This is a genomic window from Natrialba sp. INN-245 (genome assembly GCF_009807105.1).
GTDB lineage: Archaea > Halobacteriota > Halobacteria > Halobacteriales > Natrialbaceae > Natrarchaeobius > Natrarchaeobius swarupiae.
The window spans coordinates 239,721-258,726 of record NZ_WUBV01000036.1; the positions used below are offsets into that span (position 1 = coordinate 239,721).

The following is a 19,006-nucleotide window of genomic DNA, read 5'->3' on the forward strand; positions in this document are numbered from 1 at the left end:
AAACAACCAATGTTAGAAATAACGGATCTAGAGAAGGTCTACTCGACGGGTGACGAAGCGCTGAAAGGCGTGTCTATGGACGTAGAGGGAGAAGAAGTCGTCTCGATTATCGGCCCCAGCGGTGCCGGGAAGAGTACCCTCATCAGGTGTATCAACCGGTTGACCGAGCCGACGGCCGGATCGATCGTACTCGATGGAGAGGACGTAACGACCATGTCGAAGTCGGAGCTGCGCAACGCCCGACGGGATATGGGGATGATCTTCCAGGAGTTCAATCTCGTCGAACGCCTCACGGTCATGGAGAACGTTCTCTCCGGGCGGGTCGGGTACATCAGTACCATGCAGGCACTCCGTCGGAACTTCCCGGAGGAAGACGTCCAACGCGCATACGAGGTTCTCGACCGGGTCGGCGTTGGCGGGATGGAAAACAAGCGCGCCGACGAACTCTCGGGTGGCCAACGACAACGAATCGGAATCGCCCGTGCCGTGCTTCAACGGCCGAAGATTCTGCTCGTCGACGAGCCGACCAGCGCACTCGACCCCGAAACTTCCTTCGCCGTCATGGAACTGTTGACGGAGATTGCAAGAGAGGAGGGAATTCCTGTGTTGATCAACATCCACGAGGTCGAACTCGCTCTCGAGTACACGGACCGTATCGTCGGCCTTGCCGACGGCGAGGTCGTCTTCAAGGGGACGCCAGACGAGTTCGACCAGGACGCACGCGACACCATCTACCGGGCCGGCGAGTCTCGGGAGGAGCAGTCGACTCCGGGCGAACAGGTTCAGAAACAGCAATCGGCGTCGGTCGATATTTCGGATGCCGACAGAGAAACGTCGTACTAACAGTATGAGCGTACCACACAGTTACGCAGAACGAACACATCGGCAGGGTGAGACGCGTGTCTAAATCGGAACCCAGTGCCGGATATCCGGAGACGTGGGAACGCCCGTCCGTGTTCTACAACGAGTACGTCAAGTACGTCGTGTACCTGGCGATTATTCTGTTCGTTCTCTGGAGTGCGTGGGCGGTTCGACCGAGCGTCGAACGGGTCATGGGCGGTATCGACGCGGCGTCGATCCTGCTCTCGACGATGTTCCCGCCGGATCTGTCCCCCATTGCACTCGAGCGAACGTACGGCGGGATGGTTGAGAGTATCGCGATGGCGTTCGTCGCGACGGCGATCGGTGTCGTCTTGAGTTTGCCCGTCGCCGTGATGGCGGCCGAGAATCTCGTTCCACGACCCGTCTACTACGTGGGACGTGCGATCGTCTCGGTCTCGCGTGCGCTACACGAACTCGTGTTAGCGATCATCTGCGTCGTCGCGGTCGGTCTCGGCCCGCTCGCAGGGGTCATCGCGCTCGTCTTCGCGACGCCGGGATTCTTCGCCAAACTGCTCGCCGAAGATCTCGAGGATATCGACGAGGGCCAGGTCGACGCGATACGCGCCTCGGGTGGAAACTCGCTTCAGGTGTTGTTGTACGGCGTCGCCCCACAGGTCATACCGCGGATGGTCGGTCTCATCATCTACCGGTGGGACATCAACATCCGTGCGAGTACGATTGTCGGTATCGTCGGTGCGGGTGGGATCGGCGTCACGCTGCTCAACTCGTTCGAGCGCTACGAGTACGACTTTGCCCTTACGATCATCCTCGCGATCATCGCGGTCGTCATGGTCGGTGAAATCGCGAGTGCAATCGCACGACGGAGGGTCCAGTAATGTCGGTCGAAAACCAAACCGAGTGGCGAAAGCATTCACCGCGGTATCATATCGCACGGTGGGTAGCGATCGTCGCGTCAATCGCGGTCGTCGTACTCTCCTGGCGCGAACTCAACGTCACCTACGAGTTCCTCATCTTCACGCCGCGAAACCTCGCGGACCTGTTCGTACGGATGACGCCGCCGGATTGGGCGTACTCCATCGATATCCTTCCGCCGCTGATCGAAACGGTAAACATCGCCATTCTCGGTACGGGGCTGGCGGTGTTGATCGCACTGCCAATCGCGTACATGGGCGCGGAGAACACGGCCCCACACCCGATCGCGTACGCCTTCGGGAAGTTCATGATCGTCGCGACGCGGTCGGTCAACGTCATCATCTGGGCGCTGTTCTTCGTCGTTATCTTCGGGACCGGAGCCCTCGCAGGAGTGCTCGCAGTCGCGTTCCGATCGATCGGCTTCGTCTCGAAGCTGATCGCCGAAGGGATCGAAGAGATCGATACCGGACAGACGGAAGCGATCAAAGCGATGGGGGGTTCGCCGATGGACGTCGCCATCTACGGTATCGTTCCCCAGATCAAACCGACGTTCGTCGGTGTGACGACCTACCGGTGGGACATCAACGTCCGGGAGGCGACGGTGATCGGACTCGTCGGTGCCGGCGGTATCGGGGTGGAACTGAACACGTCGGTCGACTTCCTCCAGTGGCCGCGAGTGCTCACCATCCTGATCGCGATTCTCGGCATCGTGCTCGTGAGCGAAGTCGTCTCCGCCTATCTCCGAAAGAAGGTGAGCTGAGCACGTCTCGAGACTCTCCGCTGCTCGAACCCCTCTCGTCGTCGTATCTACTTCGTGATTCGGACACGATGGCAGTCACATCGGCATCGAATCGAACCCACGACCGACAAGACCAGTGACGAACTGATGGACGAATCGCTAGCGGATCGAACGAACTGTCGTCAGAAACTACGAGCGAAATGAGCCAGAATACAGCGTCTGAACGGACAAATCCCGTTTACCGACGGCTACCGACCAGCAGTATCGACAGCACAGCACACCCACCAGCCGGTGAGTGCGAACGGCACCGATCCCGGACGATGTCGTCCGACACCGTGGACAGTCGACCCGAGGTCTCGTGGAGGGTGTGACCATGAACGCAGCAATCATCGATCTCGACGGAACCGTCTACCGGTCCAGAACGGGGATCGACGGGGCTCGAGACGGTATCGACCGGCTCCGTGATGCCGGTGTCGACGTCGCGTTCGTGACGAACTCCGCGACGAAATCCCGGCGCAAGTGTCTCGAGCGACTCGAGTCGATCGGAATCGACGCCGACGAATCAGAGATACTGACGAGCGCCACCGTGACGGCGTCGTACGTCGCGAGAGAGTTTCCCGACGCGACGGCGATGGCCGTCGGCGAACCCGCGTTGTTCGACGAGCTGTCACGGTCCGGCGTCGCGCTCACCGACGATCCGGCCGACTGCGACGTACTCGTGGTTGGAAAGGACCGATCGTTCGATTTCGAGACGCTCACGCGGTGTCTTCACGCACTCGAGCACGGCGCGACGTTCGTCGGGACGAACCGGGATCGAAAGAGCCCGACTGATACGGGCAACGAGCCCGGATCGGGAGCGCTGATCGCGGCGGTCGAGTACGCGGCCGAACGCGGACCCGATGTCGTCGCCGGCAAACCGAACGACCCGATCATCGAGGTGAGTCTCGATCACTTCGATGTCGATGCCTCGGAGTGTCTGGTGATCGGGGACAACCCGGAAACCGACATCCGAATGGGGACACGCGCGGGCATGACGACCGTACTCGTGTTGACTGGATTGATCGATCGAACCGATCCGGCCGCGACGAACGGCGTCGCCGATCACGTCCTCGAGTCCCTGGGCGAGATCGAGGAGGTGCTCGCCAGCGAATCGACGACGAACCCGTAGCCAGCGGTGACGCCGTCCACGTTCGCAGAACGCGCTCGCGATCACCGTCCACCCTCCCCGAACGCGTCGTGTCCACGATCCGACGAGGCCTCGAGGAGGCGGTCAACGGGTGAGCGAGCCCACAACTCTTATATTCACGGCAGTTAATTTACTGTCGGTGCAGGTACCTTCAGTAACAAAGTGGCCGCCACGGCTTCAGAGAGGAGTGTGGACGACGGAAGCGGTGTTCGACCGACACGGATACACGAACAGCTGTCACCGATGACTCGTACCGACCGCGAAGCCGCCATCGTCGACCTCGACGGGACGGTTTACCGCGGCGACCGGCTCGTCCCGGGTGCCGACGACGCGATCGAAGCGCTCAGAGAACGTGGACTCGAGGTGTTGTTTCTCACCAACAAGGCGTTCGAAGACCGGTCCCACCACTGCGAGAAGCTCCGGCGTCTCGGCGTGTCCGCGACGCACGAAGACGTCGTCAACTCCGGATGGGTCACCGCACGGTACGTCGCCGACAAGTTCCCCGACCAAACGGTGTTCGTCATCGGCGAAGAACCGCTGCTCGCCGAACTCGAGCGCGCGGGCGTCGACGTCACCGTCGACTCGCCGGGAGACGTCCTCGTCGTCTCGATGGACCGCGAGTTCGACTACGAGAAACTCGAACTCGCACAGCGAACACTGGAGACCGGCGGACCGTTTCTCGCGACGAACCCCGACCGAACCTGTCCGATGGAGGACGGTTCGATTCCCGACGCAGCCGGTATGATCGGCGCTGTCGAGGGGGTAACGGCTCGGTCGGTCGATACGGTACTCGGGAAGCCCTCGCCGGTGATGATCGAGACCGCACTCGAGGCGCTCTCCGTCGACCCTGAGCGCTGTCTGATCGTGGGCGACCGACTCGAAACCGACATCGAGATGGGGAACAAGGCGGGAATGGAATCCGTCCTCGTTCTCTCCGGCGCGACGGACCGACCTGCGATAGCCGAGTCGTCGACCGCGCCGGATCACGTCGTCGACTCGCTGGCCGACCTCGAGTCGGTCCTCGAGTGACATCATCCAGACCGGATCGGTGGCGTTCGCGCTGGCCCCACCGTAACCGCCACGGCGACGGTCACGTTCGTCGACACCGTACATTTAAGCCGGTCAGACCCCCACATCTTGGAGAAATGCGAGCACTCGGGTTGAACGGACAAACGAAAGGGCTGTTATCGGCGACCAGGCGAGTGTCGGTACCGACGACCGGGCGAGTATCAACACTGGCAGCTACACGTGACCGGCCTGGCGACGGCAGCGGTTCCCACGAACGATCCGTCGCTACCGGCGATCGATACCCATGACCGCACCACTCGAGCGACTCAGGCAACCGGAGTACACGGGAACGAACCGGTGTCTCCCGTGTACGGTTCTCAACCTGGTGATTACAGCGGCTGTCGGCGCTCTCGTCGCCGTCGTGTCGATCCCCGCGGCGATCGGCGTCGTCGCGATCTGCGTCGCGGTCATCTCCCTCCGTGGCTATCTCGTCCCCGGGACACCCGAGTTGACACGGCGGTACGTCCCGGCGGGGATCCTCCGTGCGATCGGGAAACAGCCAGATGGAGGCGCCGTCGACACCCAGGCGGCGTCGGGCGAAGCGCTCGTCGAGTTCTGTCTCGAGGCCGGGATACTCGAGGGAGACGGGGACGACGTCTTTCTGACCGAGGACTTTCGCCGGACCTGGAACGAGCGTATCGAAGCGGTTCGCGACCAGGACGAACGGGCGGTGCTTGCCGACGTGTTCGACAGCGAACCGGAGTCGCTCACCGTGGAGGTAAACAACGAGTGGTTCGTCGTGTACCGAAACGGCGAGAAACTTACCCACTGGCGATCGACGGCGGCGTTCGTCGCTGACGTCGCCGCCGACCGTGCGCTCGCGGCGTGGACCGACGAGTGGCAGACGTTCGACCAGCAACAGCGCGGACAGATTCTCGGCCGCCTCAGAATCATGCTTCTCGACTGTCCGCTCTGCGATCACGCCCTCGACGTTCGACAGACGACCGGCTGTTGTCCCGGCGAGGAAGCGATCGTCGCGGATTGCCCCGGCTGCGGGACGACGGTGTTCGAATCGTCCGTCTGAAAGCGACCGTGAGGGCTCGTCCGCTCTGCGATGGCTGATATCCTGGCACGATCGACCGGCACATCGGTACGACAGTCCACTCGAGACGCTCCGCTTGCGGTGTTCGCACACAATTCTTATTCGAGTATAGCCCCACGTCGCGTCCATGAGACTGCGACGGAACGGCGACCCGGATCCCCCTGGGCTGGAGTGGGAGACGCACAAACCGTGGAAGACCCAGAACGAACTGACTGACCGCCAGACGATCGAGTACGACGACGAGACCTACTTCTGTCGGACCCGCGACTCGAGCGACGGTGCGTGGCGGGTCGCGTACGGGTCGCCGATTTCCGGGGGTGGGTCGCGTACGTTTCTGTTTTCGAACGGGGAACTTCGCTGGAGTGGCTGGACCGACCATCCGATCGCGGGGTTCGTCTCGGAGCGAGGAACCGTCGTGATACTCGGCGGCGGCTCGGCGGACGACCTCGATGGGGGCGTGCGTGCGTTCGATGCGAGTGGAACCAGCACACTGGAGGCGTCCTACGAGGCGAACGTCGCCGACGGAGACCTGTCTGCGGACGGTTCGCTCGCGGTGGTTCAGACGCATCCGCCCGACAACCGAACCTATCTCTACGATCTAACCGATGGCGGGCTGATCGTCGACCACGCCAGCGACTGGGGACAGCCTGCGGTCGCCCGCATTGGCTCCGATGGGGACACTCGATACGTGTATCTGAGCGAGTCCCACGAGAAGCGACCGCTGTACGCGCTCGACGAGTCGGGGTCGGTCGCCTGGGAAAGCGAGCGCCACCGGAAGCGTCGGCCGCTCATAGACCGGATCCGAACGCGACTCCGTTCGGCGTGATCGCGACGTCCGTGCGGCGACGGTGGTCGTCACTCAGCGAGAGCGTGGAGTCGCCGAAAACGTCGTCCGGAAGGCGACCAAGTAGGCGAAAACGACGGCGGCTGCGGCGACGAACAGCGTCTCGTATCCGAACAGCGTCAGAACGAACCCGAAGATAGCCGGTGAGACGGTTTGTCCGGTACGTTTCAGTACGTACAGGGTGTTGACGACGCCCGCAAGGTAGTCGTCGTGGCCGAAGGTGGTGACGGCGTCTTTCATCACCGGATCGAACAGGGCATCGCCCGCGAAATACGCAAATACGGCGATAGAGAGGATTAGTAAGCTCGAGGTGAACGGAATCGCGACGAGCGCGGTCGTACTGACAAGCATGGCGACGATCAGTGCCCGCTTTCGCCCGATGCGGCCCACGATGGATCCCGACACCGGCGAGACGGATACGTACGCGAACCCTCGCACCGCCAACAGCGCACCCGCCTCGAACAACGACGCATCGAGAACTCGGACCGCAAACAGCGGAATGAACGTCAACACGCCGTACCGGACGAAACCCCGAACGAAGCCACCGAGGACGAGTATTCGTACGTCCGGATTCAGCAGTTCGGTCCGAATCGCGCCGCTGTACTGACGCGTCAGACGAGAGACTCCATCCGACGACGCCGACGGCTCGATCGTTTCGTGGAGAAACAGTGACACCAGGACGATAACTGGAAACGCAAGCGCGAACAGCGCGAACGGATAGTTCCAGGAGAGTCCGGATAGATACCCGCTAAGCGCCGGGATCGAGATCGCAGCGATGCCGACGATGGCGACCCGAAACCCCTGTGCGGTCGCGTTCGCCGCTCCGGAGTAGACGTCACCGAGCATCGTCACGGTGATCGGGAATATCGCCGCCGCACCGATTCCCATCACGGCCGCCATCGCGAGCAAGACGACGAACGTTTCCACGAAGAACATCGCGGTACCCACCACCCCGAACAACACGAGCGAGGGGAGGAGGACGACGCGACGTCCATATCGGTCCGCGACGATCGCCGCCACCGGGACGACCAGAATCGAGGGAACTTTAAAGAACGTGATTAGAAGCCCCACTCGCCCGTCGGAGATCTGCAACGCGTCGGCGATCGCCGGAAGTGCGGGTGCGAGCGCCGCTTCCAGCATCCCGACGAACGTTACCGCCAGAATCAGCCCGAACTGCGGGTTCGAGAGTACCCGTCGGTAGACCGAGGGCGTAGTCTCCCCGTGATCGTACTCGGATTTCATTGGCAATCGTCTGAGACGGACGAACTCACTCGAGTTACAGCGCTCGAGCGGAGCCCCGAGCGTCGGTCGAGGAGTGCGAGCGAGCGACGATCGATCGGTCGCTCGCTTCGGGAGTTACGATACGTTCAACACAAGACTCGGCGAGCCGTTGTGAACGTGGCGTCGAACCGTTGCAGTCGGCCGTTCGAGTGGAACGTCCTGCCCAAATACGGCAGCAAGCAGTGCCCGACCAGCGTCGCTCGTCTACTCCCGTCACCATTACAGAAAACGTGCAGAATACGGGAGTTAATCCTTTGGCCTCCGGAAATCGAGACACGTTCCCGACCTCGATCGATGGCGCGTCGGGCCGGTGGCGAGTTTCGTCGGAGGCCGGGGCGGATTGATACGGTCTGGTATGCCTGATACGGTCTGCGACGCTGATTACCGGCCGATTGCTCGTCGATCTGCGATCGACGGGACGGACACAGCGCAGTCCGTGAATACCCGTAACAGGTTCGGCAACGTTTATGGCGATTGTCCTACGTATTTACTGACGATACATGGCCGCGAGTAAAGAGTGTACACGACGTGAGTTGTGGTGATTCGATGACTGAGGACACGTACGTCGGTGCGATCGATCAGGGGACCACCGGTACTCGGTTCATCGTCTTCGACCACGACGGCGAGGTCGTCGCAAACGCCTACGAGAAACACGACCAGTACTATCCCGAACCCGGCTGGGTCGAACACGACCCGATGGAGATCTGGGACAACACGAAAGACGTCATCACCCAGGCGCTCGGGTGGGCCGACGTCGGACCGGAACAGCTCGCCGCGATCGGCGTCACGAATCAGCGTGAAACGACGCTCCTGTGGGACGCCGACACGGGAACGCCGATCTACAACGCCATCGTCTGGCAGGACCGCCGAACGACCGAGCGCATCGAGAGCCTCGAGGAGAACGGCGCGGTCGAGACCATCCGCGAAAAAACCGGCCTCGAGCCCGACGCCTACTTCTCGGCGACCAAAGCGGAGTGGTTACTCGAGGAGGCGGACCCGATCAAGATGGAACGTGCCCGACCGTCGGACGTTCGTGACCGCGCGGAGGCAGGCGAGATCCTGTTCGGGACGATCGATAGCTGGTTGATCTACAACCTCACCGGCGAACACGTCACCGAGGTCACGAACGCCTCGCGGACCATGCTCTACAACATCCACGACCTCGAGTGGGACGATGACCTCCTCGCCGAGTTCTCGATCCCCGAAGCGATACTCCCCGAGGTTCGTCCCTCGAGCGACGAGGCGACGTACGGAACGACCGATCCCGACGGCTTTCTCGGTGCAGAGATTCCGGTCGCCGGCGCACTCGGCGACCAGCAGGCAGCTCTGTTCGGCCAGACCTGTTTCGACCCCGGCGACGCGAAAAACACCTACGGGACTGGTTCGTTCTTCCTGATGAACACCGGGGACGACGCCGTCGAGAGCGACCACGGCCTGCTGACGACGATCGGCTATCAGCGCTCCGGCGAGGACGTCCAGTACGCTCTCGAGGGATCGATCTTCGTCACCGGCGCGGCCATCGAGTGGCTCGAGGACGTCTCGCTGATCGACGACCCAAGCGAGACCGCAGAGCTCGCCAGAAGCGTCGACTCGACCGACGGCGTCTACGTCGTCCCTGCCTTTACCGGGCTGGGTGCGCCCCACTGGGACCAGCGTGCACGCGGCACGATCGTCGGGATGACTCGAGGCACTCGCCGGGAGCACATCGTTCGTGCGACCCTCGAGTCGATCGCCTACCAGACCCGGGACGTCGCCGAGGCGATGGAAGGCGACTCTGGCATCGAGATGACGAGCCTGAAAGTCGACGGCGGCGCGGTTAAGAACAACTTCCTCTGTCAGCTCCAGTCGGACGTCATCGGCTCGCAGATCGTCCGGCCGGTCGTCGACGAGACCACCGCCCTCGGCGCGGCCTACGCCGCCGGCCTCGCCGTCGACTACTGGGCGGACTTAGAGCAACTGCGAAACAACTGGCGGGTCGACCGAGAGTTCGAGCCGGAGATAGACCCCGACGTCGCCGACCAACGTCACGAGCGCTGGATCGACGCCGTCGAACGCTCGCGCGGCTGGGCTCGAGAGGAGAGCTGAGACGGCTGCTGGACCGACGTGCCGACACAGCGTCCGTCTCAGGCAGTTAGAACCCGAACGTTGATTACGACCGCGTACAGCCCGATCGCCGCGATTCCCGCCGGAACGGCGAACCGGATCAGATACCCCTCGAGCAGGAAATATCCGCCGTAGCACGCGAACAGAAGAACGGCTTTGAAGACGCCGAACCGTACCCACGACGGCGGATCACCGAGGACGAACCGTGCGCCCGCGTTCCCCTCCACGACGCCGTCACGGCCCAGCCCGATCATCGTCGTAACGAGATCGCCGACGCCGTAGAGAACCACTGCGAGCGTCCAGAGAATCGCCGACCACGAGAGGAACGAGAGCGACGAAATCACGACGATCACGCCCTCACTCGAGGAGATCGTGGCGGTCACAGCTCACTCGAGGCGGTAGCGCAACAGCGCGGCGATGCCACCGAGGTTCGACAGCTGTTGACCGGGCGGGAACTCACTCGAGAAGACCGTCACCTCACCCCCTTTCTGCTCGGTGGTACGGACGATCTCGTCGACGTCGATCGCCCACTCGCCGTCGGGCCCGCGTTCCTTTCGGAGCCGGTCGTCAAGGATCAACAGGCGCTCGATCGCACCGTAGTCGGCGGCCTGTTTCACTTCGTCGGGGCCGTACGCGGCTTTCGCACCCTGTGCGATGCGCCGGGTGAGTTCGTCGATGTACTCGGCCTCGCTCTCGATCCGGGTCTCCTGTTGAACGTCCGCGACGGCCCCCCGTTTGAGAACTTCGTGGACACCCCGATCGCCGACGCTTGCGGTGTCGACCATCGTGATCTGCTCGGCGACTGCGGGTTCGTTCTCCTCGATGTATTTGTGGGCGTCCTGTTTCGTGAAGCCGGGGCCGGCGAGGATGATCGCGTCCGCGTCCTGTCGTTTCAAGACGGTCGCGAGTTCGGCGAACAGTTCCGAACGCCCGCGGGCGTACTCGCCTTTCCCGGTCGTTCCGGTGATCGTCGCCCGCTCTTCGGTGCCGTACTGGGCGACCGTGTGGACGTGGGCCTGCCCTTCTTCGACCGTCGCGATGGCGACGTCCGGATTTTCCGTGGCCTCCTCTGCCTCCTCGAGTCGAGCCTCCTGGTCGGGTTTGAACCGCTTCTCGATCGAGAGCTCCTCGCGCTCCTCGACGTTCAGGGTGTGGTGAAAGCCGAGCTGGTCCTCGCGCGAGCAGGCGACGATCTCGCCGCCGACGCGAAGCCGGTTGGCGAACTTGTGGAACTCGATGTCGTCGACAGCGATGGCGACCCACATGTGCTCGCGCTCGCCGCCCGTATCCCGCATCTGGTCGTCGTTGCGCTGGATCCGCCGGGTCGTATCGCCCGCGACGCGGTCGCCGGGCTCGAGGACGTACTGGAGGTGCCAGAGGTCGTCGACGCTCTCCGGCACGACGGTGAGCCGTTCGCGTCCGCCCTCGATCTGCTCCCGGTCTTTGATCTGCATACGCCAACTGAGAGGGGCCAACAAAAATGTGCTTTGACATCCTCCTCGTGGCGATAACCATGGGTTCTGACGAGCCGACGTGGCGATCACAGATCGGAGTCGGTTTCCGTCGTTCTCGAGCGAGGAGAATCGCGCCAGCGGTATAATTCAGACGTCGCTCGGCAGAAGGTCGTAGAGTGGACCCATCGGACGTGACGTGTCGAGGGACGTCCTGCTTCCGACGATAACGGTCGGCTATCCGTCTCGACAACCGATGAATTATAACGGTTCGAATAAAATCCATCAAATATGGCGACTGAAAGCGTTACCGCAGTCGAATCGTCTGCGTCGAACGAGACGAGTCTCGGGCCGGACGGAAACGTCGTCGCGATGCTTGCGTACTTCTTCGCGCCGGTCTGTGGTGTGCTCGTCTACGCGCTCGAGGAGGAGAACGGATTCGCACGCTATCACGCCGCCCAGAGCATCGTCTTCGGACTGCTCGTGATCGCCGCGTACGTCGGCCTCTGGACGATCTCGTTCGTGATCAGCATGCTGGTGGGGGAGGTTCCCATTATCGGTTTCCTGTTGTCGATTCTCGTCGGGATAATCGATGCGGTTATCACGCTCGTGGTCTGGCTCGCCGCGTTCCTGGTCTGGCTGTACCTGGTCGCCAAAGCGTACCAGGGAGAGGCGGTCTCGCTTCCACTGGTGACCGCTATCGCCGAAAAACACCTGCTCTAACTCCGACTGCCGAGACGAGTTTCGACCGCTCGCCGCTACCGACTGGAGCCCTCGAGGAACGGGTCTCAGACGGTTTCTCGTCGCTCAGATAAAACACAGCCGCGACTCGGGCAGCGGCTGTGCCCGGGGATCGGGACAGCAATCCGATCGGTCAGTGGCGGGAACCAGTGAACGAATTGTGAGCCCGGCGAACGCGACAGTAGTCGGCCTTACTGCTCGGCGATCCGACTCCCACCAGGCGGCATGAAGTGTTGAATTCGATCCGGACTGGCGATCTTTCGGACGAAGGATTCGTCGGCAAAGCGTTCGCGGAACTCGCGATAGAGTCGTTTGGCCGCGTCGGCCTGGGCGTACCGACCCGGCTCGAGTTCGATCGTCGTCGCCGCCTCCCCCTCGATGGCCGAGGGCGGGCCGCCGATTACGCGGGTGTACGGCTCACACTGGATTCCAACCGCGACGCCGACCGGCGTATCGTCGTAGTAGGTCCGATCGCCACGGATGGCGAACCCGCCTTTCTCCAGGTACTCGCCGCTTTCGGGCGTCTTCGTCACCTGGTCGGAGTCGACGGCGTAGACGTCACCCGCGTAGCGGCCGTCCTTCCAGACCGACGAGTACGAGACCGCGAACTGGGCGGCCTCCTCGATGCTCGTCTCCGGCAGTTCGATGTCCGACGAAGACGCCTCGCTCGGGTCCGTCGCCTTCAACACGGTGACCGGTCCGCCGTGAGCCTGTGTGTGAAGCACCGTGTCGCCCGGCTCGAGGTACTTCTTGACCAGTTCCTCGTTCTGGTCGGCGTTTCGCCCGCCGATCACGAGATAGTCGTCGCTGGTGTGAAACCAGCGGAACCGGTCGTACCAGGGCTCGTTCTCCCGGATCGGAACGGATGCCAATGAGAGCCAGTCCGTGTCCTCGGCCTCTGCGTCAGCCTCCTCTTCGTTCTCGTCACCGTCGTCAGCCTCCCACTGGTCGCGGCGACGTTTGGCGTCTTCTAAGTCCTCGCGGGTGTCCTCGATAGCCGCGAGCGCGCCCTCTTTTTTCTCCGCGATCCGCTTGGCTTCGGTGTAGAGCCGGTCGGCGTTTTGCTCGAGACCGTCGTGGGCGACGAGGTCGATCCGGTCGCCGTCGAGATCGACCGTCACGATTCCCTCGCTACCGTCGACGCCGACGACTGCCTCGGCGGCCTCGATGCCCCGCTCTTTTCCTGCCTCGAAGCGCTCCTCGATCTCCTCCCACGGCCGGTCCTGAGCGCGGGCCTCCTGGACCGTCGTGAGGATGTCGTCGACCAGGCCGTACTCGGCGTACAGCAACTCGGCCTGTTCGCGCATCGCCTCGGCCTCCAGCTCGAACCCCTCGATCGCCCCTTCCTGCTGTTCGATGATCCGCTCGTACTTGGCGATCTCCTCTTCGAAGTCGGGGCGCTGATCGGTCGGGTCCGGCTCCTCTTCCTCCGCCAGCTCCAGCCGGTAGAAGTAGTCGTCGAGCGCCGACAGGAAGCTGTCGTAGGGGTCGGCTGCGAGTTCCGCGTGTTCCTCGAGCGGAAACGGCGTCACGTCGACGACGCGCCCGGAACTCGAGTCGTCGTTCCCCTCGCCACCGTCGCTGGCCTCGCCGTCGTTCCCATCACCGGCATCGTCCGCGAGGTAGAGTCGGGGCTCGAAGTTCCGGTTTCGAACGTCGAGCGCGAGCCGCTCGGTCGCCTCGTAAAGGCGGTCGTAGACGGCTTCGTCGGCGTCGGCGATGTCCATCGCCTTCTCGACGCCAGCGCGAGAGCAGACCTCCTCGCCGTAGAGCCCGCCGAAGTTGAGCTGGGTCGCGAGCGTTCGGACGACGTCCGTATCCGACTCCTCCATCTCGTGGCCGAACGCCTCGCGGGAGACGGTCAGCGGGTTCGTCCGCGTCTCGGGAAACTCGTAGCGCGAGCCCGGGACGACGGTTCGTGACTTCAGGCGAACGGTCTCCAGGGAGTCGATCACCTCGTACTCGCCGTTGGTGACGGCGACGTTGCCCTGACCGAACAGCTCGACGATGATTCTGGTAACGCCGTCCTCGCGCTCGAAGACGAACTCGAGAATGCGGTCGAACTCGTACTGTTCGACGTCGACGAAGTCGGCACCGGAGAGCCGGTTGCGCAACATCATCGCGAACTGCGGCGGCCGGCCGGGTGCGTCGGGTACCCGCTCGGGAGCGACCGTATGCGCCCGCTTCGTCTCGCCGACCTCGAGCAGTAGTTCGACGCGTCCGCGGTCGAAATCGCGCATCTTCAACCGGACGAGGTCGTCGCCGTAGAGGTAGGCCTTGTCGACTTTCGCCCCCTCGTAGGTGTCGAGTTCCCCGACGAGGGCAGCGAGGTCGACGCTCGTAAGCTCCCGCTTTGGATCCATACTACAGCATGCCCGGCGCTGTCAAAAAGACGTGTCGCTCCGATGGTGTGCACCGGTCGTCTCGATTTCGGTTCGGTCACGCTCGCGAAGGGAGACCGAGACCGTTCCAGCGGAGCCGAGCGAACGAAACCGTTGCTACCTCGAAGACGTCTCGCGCGTTTGGATACCAGTGAGTGGCGTTCACGCCGCCGGGCGATTCGAAGTGTGATCACTCGACGATGGTTCCCGAGCCCGAAAGCGCGGGTCGGACGACGTGGCGAGTCAGCGAAGTGACTGACGACCCCCAGAGGAACGCAACCACGAACTGGACGAACGTTCCCATGTACTCGGCAGGGATCACGAGCCAGAGAAAGACGGTGGTGACGGCGATTGCCACGAGCGTGGCGACCACCGCCGCCGCGTCGCTTCGCGGTTGAATCTCGACCGGATCGAGCGCGAGGCTTACGACCGCGCCAACGACGGCTCCGACGATGACGGCCCCGAACGTTGCCTCGAGTGAGACGACCACTCGAGCAGGTTCGGGAAGCAGGAGCATCGGCGTGAGCGCGATGGCGATCAGTAAACGGCGTCAAAAAACCGATTCCGAACTGGCAGACTTTCATCAGCAGTCGCCTCGAACGAGAAAGCCTATACGGAGTCGATTGACAGCAGGAGGTGGAATGAACGAGAACCGAAACGTTATGGATATTCTCGAGCGGGTGCGAGAGTCGCGGCGGCGCAAGCGCTGTCCCGACTGCGATGCCGTCGTTTCGATCCGGGGGTTCAGAGGCGAGTACCGCTGGACGTGTTTGGATTGCGATGCGCTCGGAATCGGATACAGGTCCCGTTCGGCCGCTTTGAATGGGATCAAACGCCGGCGTGGATAACGAATCCGACTCCAATCGGCTATCGATACCCATCACATGAGATTCCCGGTCGCTGTCTACTCCGTCGGTCATAGGGAGTGTGTAGACGTTCATCGGGTTCCTGGGGCGGATAGAGACGCAGCCACGACGGACGGAGACGAAACCGTCGGTTAGCGACGACGATTCCTATCACTGACTCTAACGGTTCTTCCGTGGGACCTCACCCAAAACCCTTTTTGGCGGGCCTGACTAACTGGTTAGTTAGATGTGGACCGTCGTGATCACCAGAAACGAACACCCTTTCGAGGCGATGACTGGAGTCGCCTCTTTCGGAGGTCGGACGGACGTCTCCGCGTTCGGGGTCGAATAACGTGGACTCGAGAATCGGGGAACTCGTCGGACGATTTCCGTCCGCGAGCGATACGAACCCCCGAACCTACGTCGTGGTCGCTGCGGTCATTCTGAGTACGTTCTTCGTCGGGTTCGGCGGCGGCGTTATCTTTCCAATTCTCCCGAATCTCGGCGTCGTGCTCGGCATATCGCCGTTCCTCGTCGGACTCATCCTCAGCGCGAACCGCTTCTCGCGACTGTTCGCGAACGCGCCGGCAGGCGTACTCGTCGACCGGATCGGCACGCGGACGCCGTTCGTCGTCGGTATGGTCGTCCAGAGCGTCGCCACCTTCGGGTACGTCCTCGCGATGATCGCCGCACGGCCCGAGCTGTGGTTTCTCCCCGATCTTCCGGCGGCCTGGTTTCTCGGCTCACGCGTGGTCTGGGGGGTCGGCAGTGCGTTCGTCTTCGCGACGGCGTACACTATCGCTGCCGACGTCAGCGACGGCGACTCACGTGGTGCGAATATGGGGTTAATCAGGGGAGGGATCCTCTTTGGCTTCCCCACCGGCGTCCTCGTCGGCGGAGTGATTAGTGAGCTCTCGGGTACCGTGGCCGCGTTCGCGGTCGCGACCGCGTTCGCGGTCGTCGCGAGCGTCGTCGCGTACGCGACGATTCCGGAGACACACGTCGATGGCGACGACCATCGCTCGGTCAAACCGTGGGACATCGACGTCAGCGTGCCCGCACTGACGGTTGGTTTCGTCAACTTCGCCGTCCTGTTTGCGTATCTCGGAGCGCTGTTCTCGACGCTCGTCCTCTTTCTCGGTCGAAACGACCTCGGCGTCTTCGGGTTCGACGCCCAGGCTTCCTCGGGGATCTTCATGGCCGTCACGGTTCTGGCGGCCGGGGCGTTCATGTTCCTCGGCGGCTACGTGAGCGACCGCCGCGGCTCTCGTATCCCGATTCTCGTCACCTTTCTCGGAACGACGTTCGCCGGCTTCATCCTGCTCGCGTTCGCGGATTCGGTTCTCACCCTCGTCGTTGCGTGTCTGTTCATTGGTGCCGGCCAGGGTGGCACGAGCGGTCCGTTGATGGCGCTACTGGCAGATCTGACGCCCGACGAACGGATGGGGCGCGCCGTCGGAACGAACAACGTCCTCGGCGACGTTGGCGGCGGACTCGGCCCCCTGATCACCCTGCCGTTGGTCGAGATGGTCGGCTTCGAACCGATCTACGTCGCCTGCGCGCTTCTTCCCGTCCTCGCCGGCTTCATCCTGCTCGTCGGTGTCCGCTACGAGACGGGGCAGTTCTTACCGGACGTCGACCTGGAGGTGGCCGGTGGGGAGGGGCCCGCGGACCACGCCGACTGATACGATCTGCTGGAACGATGGACCGGGGCAACTGCAAGCCGTCCTCCGATCGCTCCGGTAACGAACGACAACGGTCCGTATCAGGCCGGTGGATCTTTCGGCTCCGAGTCGGGTCGATGCTGCCGGTTACACTCCCCACACGAGGCGAGAGGCATGCGTGAGTTTCGAACCCGACAGACCTGAATCGACGGGCGTACCACGTCGCAAGGTATCCGGCTGGATCCGGGCCCACCATTAACTACGCCGTCGGTGTACGACGGCCGATGGCCGACACTCGCCCGAACGTCCTGTTCGTACTCACCGACCAGGAGCGATACGACTGTCACGTCCCCGAGTCATCCGTCGACAAGGAACCCGAACCCCCCGTCGAAACGGAGGCGATGGATCGGCTCTCGAGACAGGGAGCCCGCTTCGAGCACGCGGTTACGCCGATTAGCATCTGCTCGAGCGCCCGCGCCTCGCTGCTGACCGGGCAGTTTCCCCACAGCCACGGGATGATCAACAACTGCCACGAGGACGACGCCATCCTCGCCAACCTCCCGCCAGGAATTCCGACGTTCTCCGAGGCACTGGCCGATGCCGGCTACGATCTCACCTACACCGGCAAGTGGCACGTCGGTCGAGACGCCACCCCCGAGGAGTATGGCTTCAGCTATCTCGGCGGCAGCGACAGACACCACGACGACATCGACGAGGCGTTCCGTGAGTACCGACGTGAGCGCGGAACGCCGCTCGAGGAGGTCGATTTCGAAGACGAGATCTACACGGGCGACGACCCGCGGGATAGTTCCGAGGGGACGTTCGTCGCCGCGAAATCACCGATCGATGTCGAGGACACCCGCGCCTGGTTCCTCGCCGAGCGGACGATCGAGGCGCTCGAGGCCCACGTCGAGGGAGCGACCGCTTCCAACGTCGGGGACGAGTCCACCGGAGAGGGCAAACGAGGCGATGGCGGTCCGTTCTTCCACCGGACGGACTTCTACGGCCCTCATCACCCCTACGTCGTCCCCGAACCGTACGCCTCGGTGTACGACCCCGACGAGATCGAACCGCCCGAGAGCTACGCGGAGACGTTCGACGGCAAGCCTCGGGTCCACGAGAACTACCTCGCCTACCGTGGCGTCGAGGGCTTCGACTGGGAGCTGTGGGCCGAGGCGCTCGCGAAGTACTGGGGGTTCGTGACGCTGATCGACGAACAGCTCGGGCGGATCCTCGCGGCACTCGAGGACCTCGAACTGGCTGAGGAGACGGTCGCCGTCCACGCCTCCGACCACGGCGACTTCGTCGGGGGACACCGTCAGTTCAACAAGGGCCCGCTCATGTACGACGACACCTACCGGATCCCCCTGCAAGTGCGCTGGCCCGGCGTCACCGAACCGGGGTCGGTTCGTCGGGAGCCGGTCCACCTCCACGATCTCGCACCGACGTTCCTCGAGATCGGTAACGTCGACGTTCCCGACAGCTTCGACGCTCGAAGCCTCGTCCCGCTGCTCGAGGGCGACGATGCACCTGCCGACTGGCCCGAGTCGACGTTCTCGCAGTATCACGGCGACGAGTTCGGCCTCTACAGCCAGCGGATGGTTCGGACCGAACGCTACAAGTACGTCTACAACGGTCCCGACGTCGACGAACTGTACGACCTCGAGGTCGACCCGCCAGAGCTCCGGAACCTGATCGACCATCCCGAGTACGCGAACGTTCGCCGGACGATGCGGGAGCGATTGATCGCGTGGATGGACGAAACCGCCGATCCGAACCGCGGTTGGGTTCCGGAGATCCTCCGGCGGGCGGACTGATCGTGGTGGGTTCGGCGATCGCGGACTCCGCGCTGCTAGCACGATCCGATCGCCGGAGCGGAAGCGTACGTTTACAGGTCCCAAGCGGC

General features: G+C 63.0%; 16 protein-coding genes. 11 read left to right on the forward strand and 5 right to left on the reverse strand.

Annotated features, from left to right (window positions below; genetic code table 11):
- The first annotated feature begins 9 nt into the window (after positions 1-9).
- The 7 genes from phnC to GRS80_RS11690 all read left to right on the forward strand — a co-directional run bounded on the left by phnC (position 10) and on the right by GRS80_RS11690 (position 6,616).
- Positions 10-843 carry a phosphonate ABC transporter ATP-binding protein gene (phnC, locus tag GRS80_RS11660; RefSeq protein WP_160047693.1) on the forward strand — a complete coding sequence of 278 codons (834 nt, stop codon included), beginning with the start codon at positions 10-12 and terminating at the stop codon, positions 841-843.
- 56 nt (positions 844-899) lie between these two features.
- Positions 900-1,718 (forward strand): phosphonate ABC transporter, permease protein PhnE, encoded by an 819-nt coding sequence (phnE, locus tag GRS80_RS11665; protein WP_149081542.1) that lies wholly within the window; start codon positions 900-902, stop codon positions 1,716-1,718.
- Positions 1,718-2,515 (forward strand): phosphonate ABC transporter, permease protein PhnE, encoded by a 798-nt coding sequence (gene phnE, locus GRS80_RS11670; RefSeq protein ID WP_160047694.1) that lies wholly within the window; start codon positions 1,718-1,720, stop codon positions 2,513-2,515. The genes phnE (GRS80_RS11665) and phnE (GRS80_RS11670) overlap by 1 nt, the downstream gene beginning before the upstream one ends.
- A gap of 352 nt (positions 2,516-2,867) precedes the next feature.
- Complete coding sequence (locus GRS80_RS11675; RefSeq protein ID WP_160047695.1) at positions 2,868-3,662, forward strand: HAD-IIA family hydrolase; 795 nt, start codon at positions 2,868-2,870, stop codon at positions 3,660-3,662.
- Positions 3,663-3,923: 261 nt separating this feature from the next.
- Positions 3,924-4,709, forward strand: coding sequence for an HAD-IIA family hydrolase (locus GRS80_RS11680; RefSeq protein ID WP_160047696.1), 786 nt, complete (start codon positions 3,924-3,926; stop codon positions 4,707-4,709).
- 283 nt (positions 4,710-4,992) lie between these two features.
- Positions 4,993-5,772 (forward strand): hypothetical protein, encoded by a 780-nt coding sequence (locus tag GRS80_RS11685; protein ID WP_160047697.1) that lies wholly within the window; start codon positions 4,993-4,995, stop codon positions 5,770-5,772.
- 145 nt (positions 5,773-5,917) lie between these two features.
- Positions 5,918-6,616: a hypothetical protein gene (locus GRS80_RS11690; protein ID WP_160047698.1), complete on the forward strand. Its 699-nt coding sequence runs from the start codon at positions 5,918-5,920 to the stop codon at positions 6,614-6,616.
- 33 nt (positions 6,617-6,649) lie between these two features.
- Here the strand turns inward: GRS80_RS11690 and GRS80_RS11695 are convergent, their stop codons facing one another.
- Positions 6,650-7,876: an MFS transporter gene (locus GRS80_RS11695; RefSeq protein ID WP_160047699.1), complete on the reverse strand. Its 1,227-nt coding sequence runs from the start codon at positions 7,874-7,876 to the stop codon at positions 6,650-6,652.
- 585 nt (positions 7,877-8,461) lie between these two features.
- Between GRS80_RS11695 and glpK the strand changes: the two genes are divergently transcribed.
- Entirely contained in the window at positions 8,462-10,000 is a 1,539-nt protein-coding gene (gene glpK / locus GRS80_RS11700) for a glycerol kinase GlpK (RefSeq protein ID WP_160047700.1), read from the forward strand.
- Positions 10,001-10,038: 38 nt separating this feature from the next.
- Here glpK and GRS80_RS20725 read toward each other — a convergent pair whose 3' ends face one another.
- Both GRS80_RS20725 and GRS80_RS11710 read right to left on the reverse strand, forming a co-directional pair.
- The gene (locus tag GRS80_RS20725; protein ID WP_235019721.1) at positions 10,039-10,401 is read right to left on the reverse strand and encodes a hypothetical protein; all 363 of its coding nucleotides are present in this window, start codon (positions 10,399-10,401) and stop codon (positions 10,039-10,041) included.
- 3 nt (positions 10,402-10,404) lie between these two features.
- Complete coding sequence (locus GRS80_RS11710) at positions 10,405-11,472, reverse strand: mRNA surveillance protein pelota (RefSeq protein ID WP_160047701.1); 1,068 nt, start codon at positions 11,470-11,472, stop codon at positions 10,405-10,407.
- Positions 11,473-11,760: 288 nt separating this feature from the next.
- Here GRS80_RS11710 and GRS80_RS11715 point away from each other — a divergent pair, with 288 nt between their 5' ends.
- The gene (locus tag GRS80_RS11715) at positions 11,761-12,192 is read left to right on the forward strand and encodes a hypothetical protein (protein ID WP_160047702.1); all 432 of its coding nucleotides are present in this window, start codon (positions 11,761-11,763) and stop codon (positions 12,190-12,192) included.
- Positions 12,193-12,401: 209 nt separating this feature from the next.
- Here the strand turns inward: GRS80_RS11715 and rqcH are convergent, their stop codons facing one another.
- Both rqcH and GRS80_RS11725 read right to left on the reverse strand, forming a co-directional pair.
- Entirely contained in the window at positions 12,402-14,573 is a 2,172-nt protein-coding gene (rqcH, locus tag GRS80_RS11720) for a ribosome rescue protein RqcH (RefSeq protein ID WP_160047703.1), read from the reverse strand.
- Between the two features lie 208 nt (positions 14,574-14,781).
- Positions 14,782-15,108 carry a hypothetical protein gene (locus GRS80_RS11725; RefSeq protein WP_160047704.1) on the reverse strand — a complete coding sequence of 109 codons (327 nt, stop codon included), beginning with the start codon at positions 15,106-15,108 and terminating at the stop codon, positions 14,782-14,784.
- A 693-nt stretch (positions 15,109-15,801) separates the two neighbouring features.
- On the opposite strand from GRS80_RS11725, the gene GRS80_RS11735 reads away from it, so the two are divergent.
- Positions 15,802-17,121, forward strand: a complete 1,320-nt coding sequence (locus GRS80_RS11735; RefSeq protein WP_343161555.1) for an MFS transporter — start codon at positions 15,802-15,804, stop codon at positions 17,119-17,121.
- Positions 17,122-17,384: 263 nt separating this feature from the next.
- A complete protein-coding gene (locus GRS80_RS11740) occupies positions 17,385-18,917 on the forward strand; it encodes a sulfatase-like hydrolase/transferase (RefSeq protein WP_160047705.1) in 1,533 nt (510 codons plus the stop codon).
- Positions 18,918-19,006: the final 89 nt, after the last annotated feature.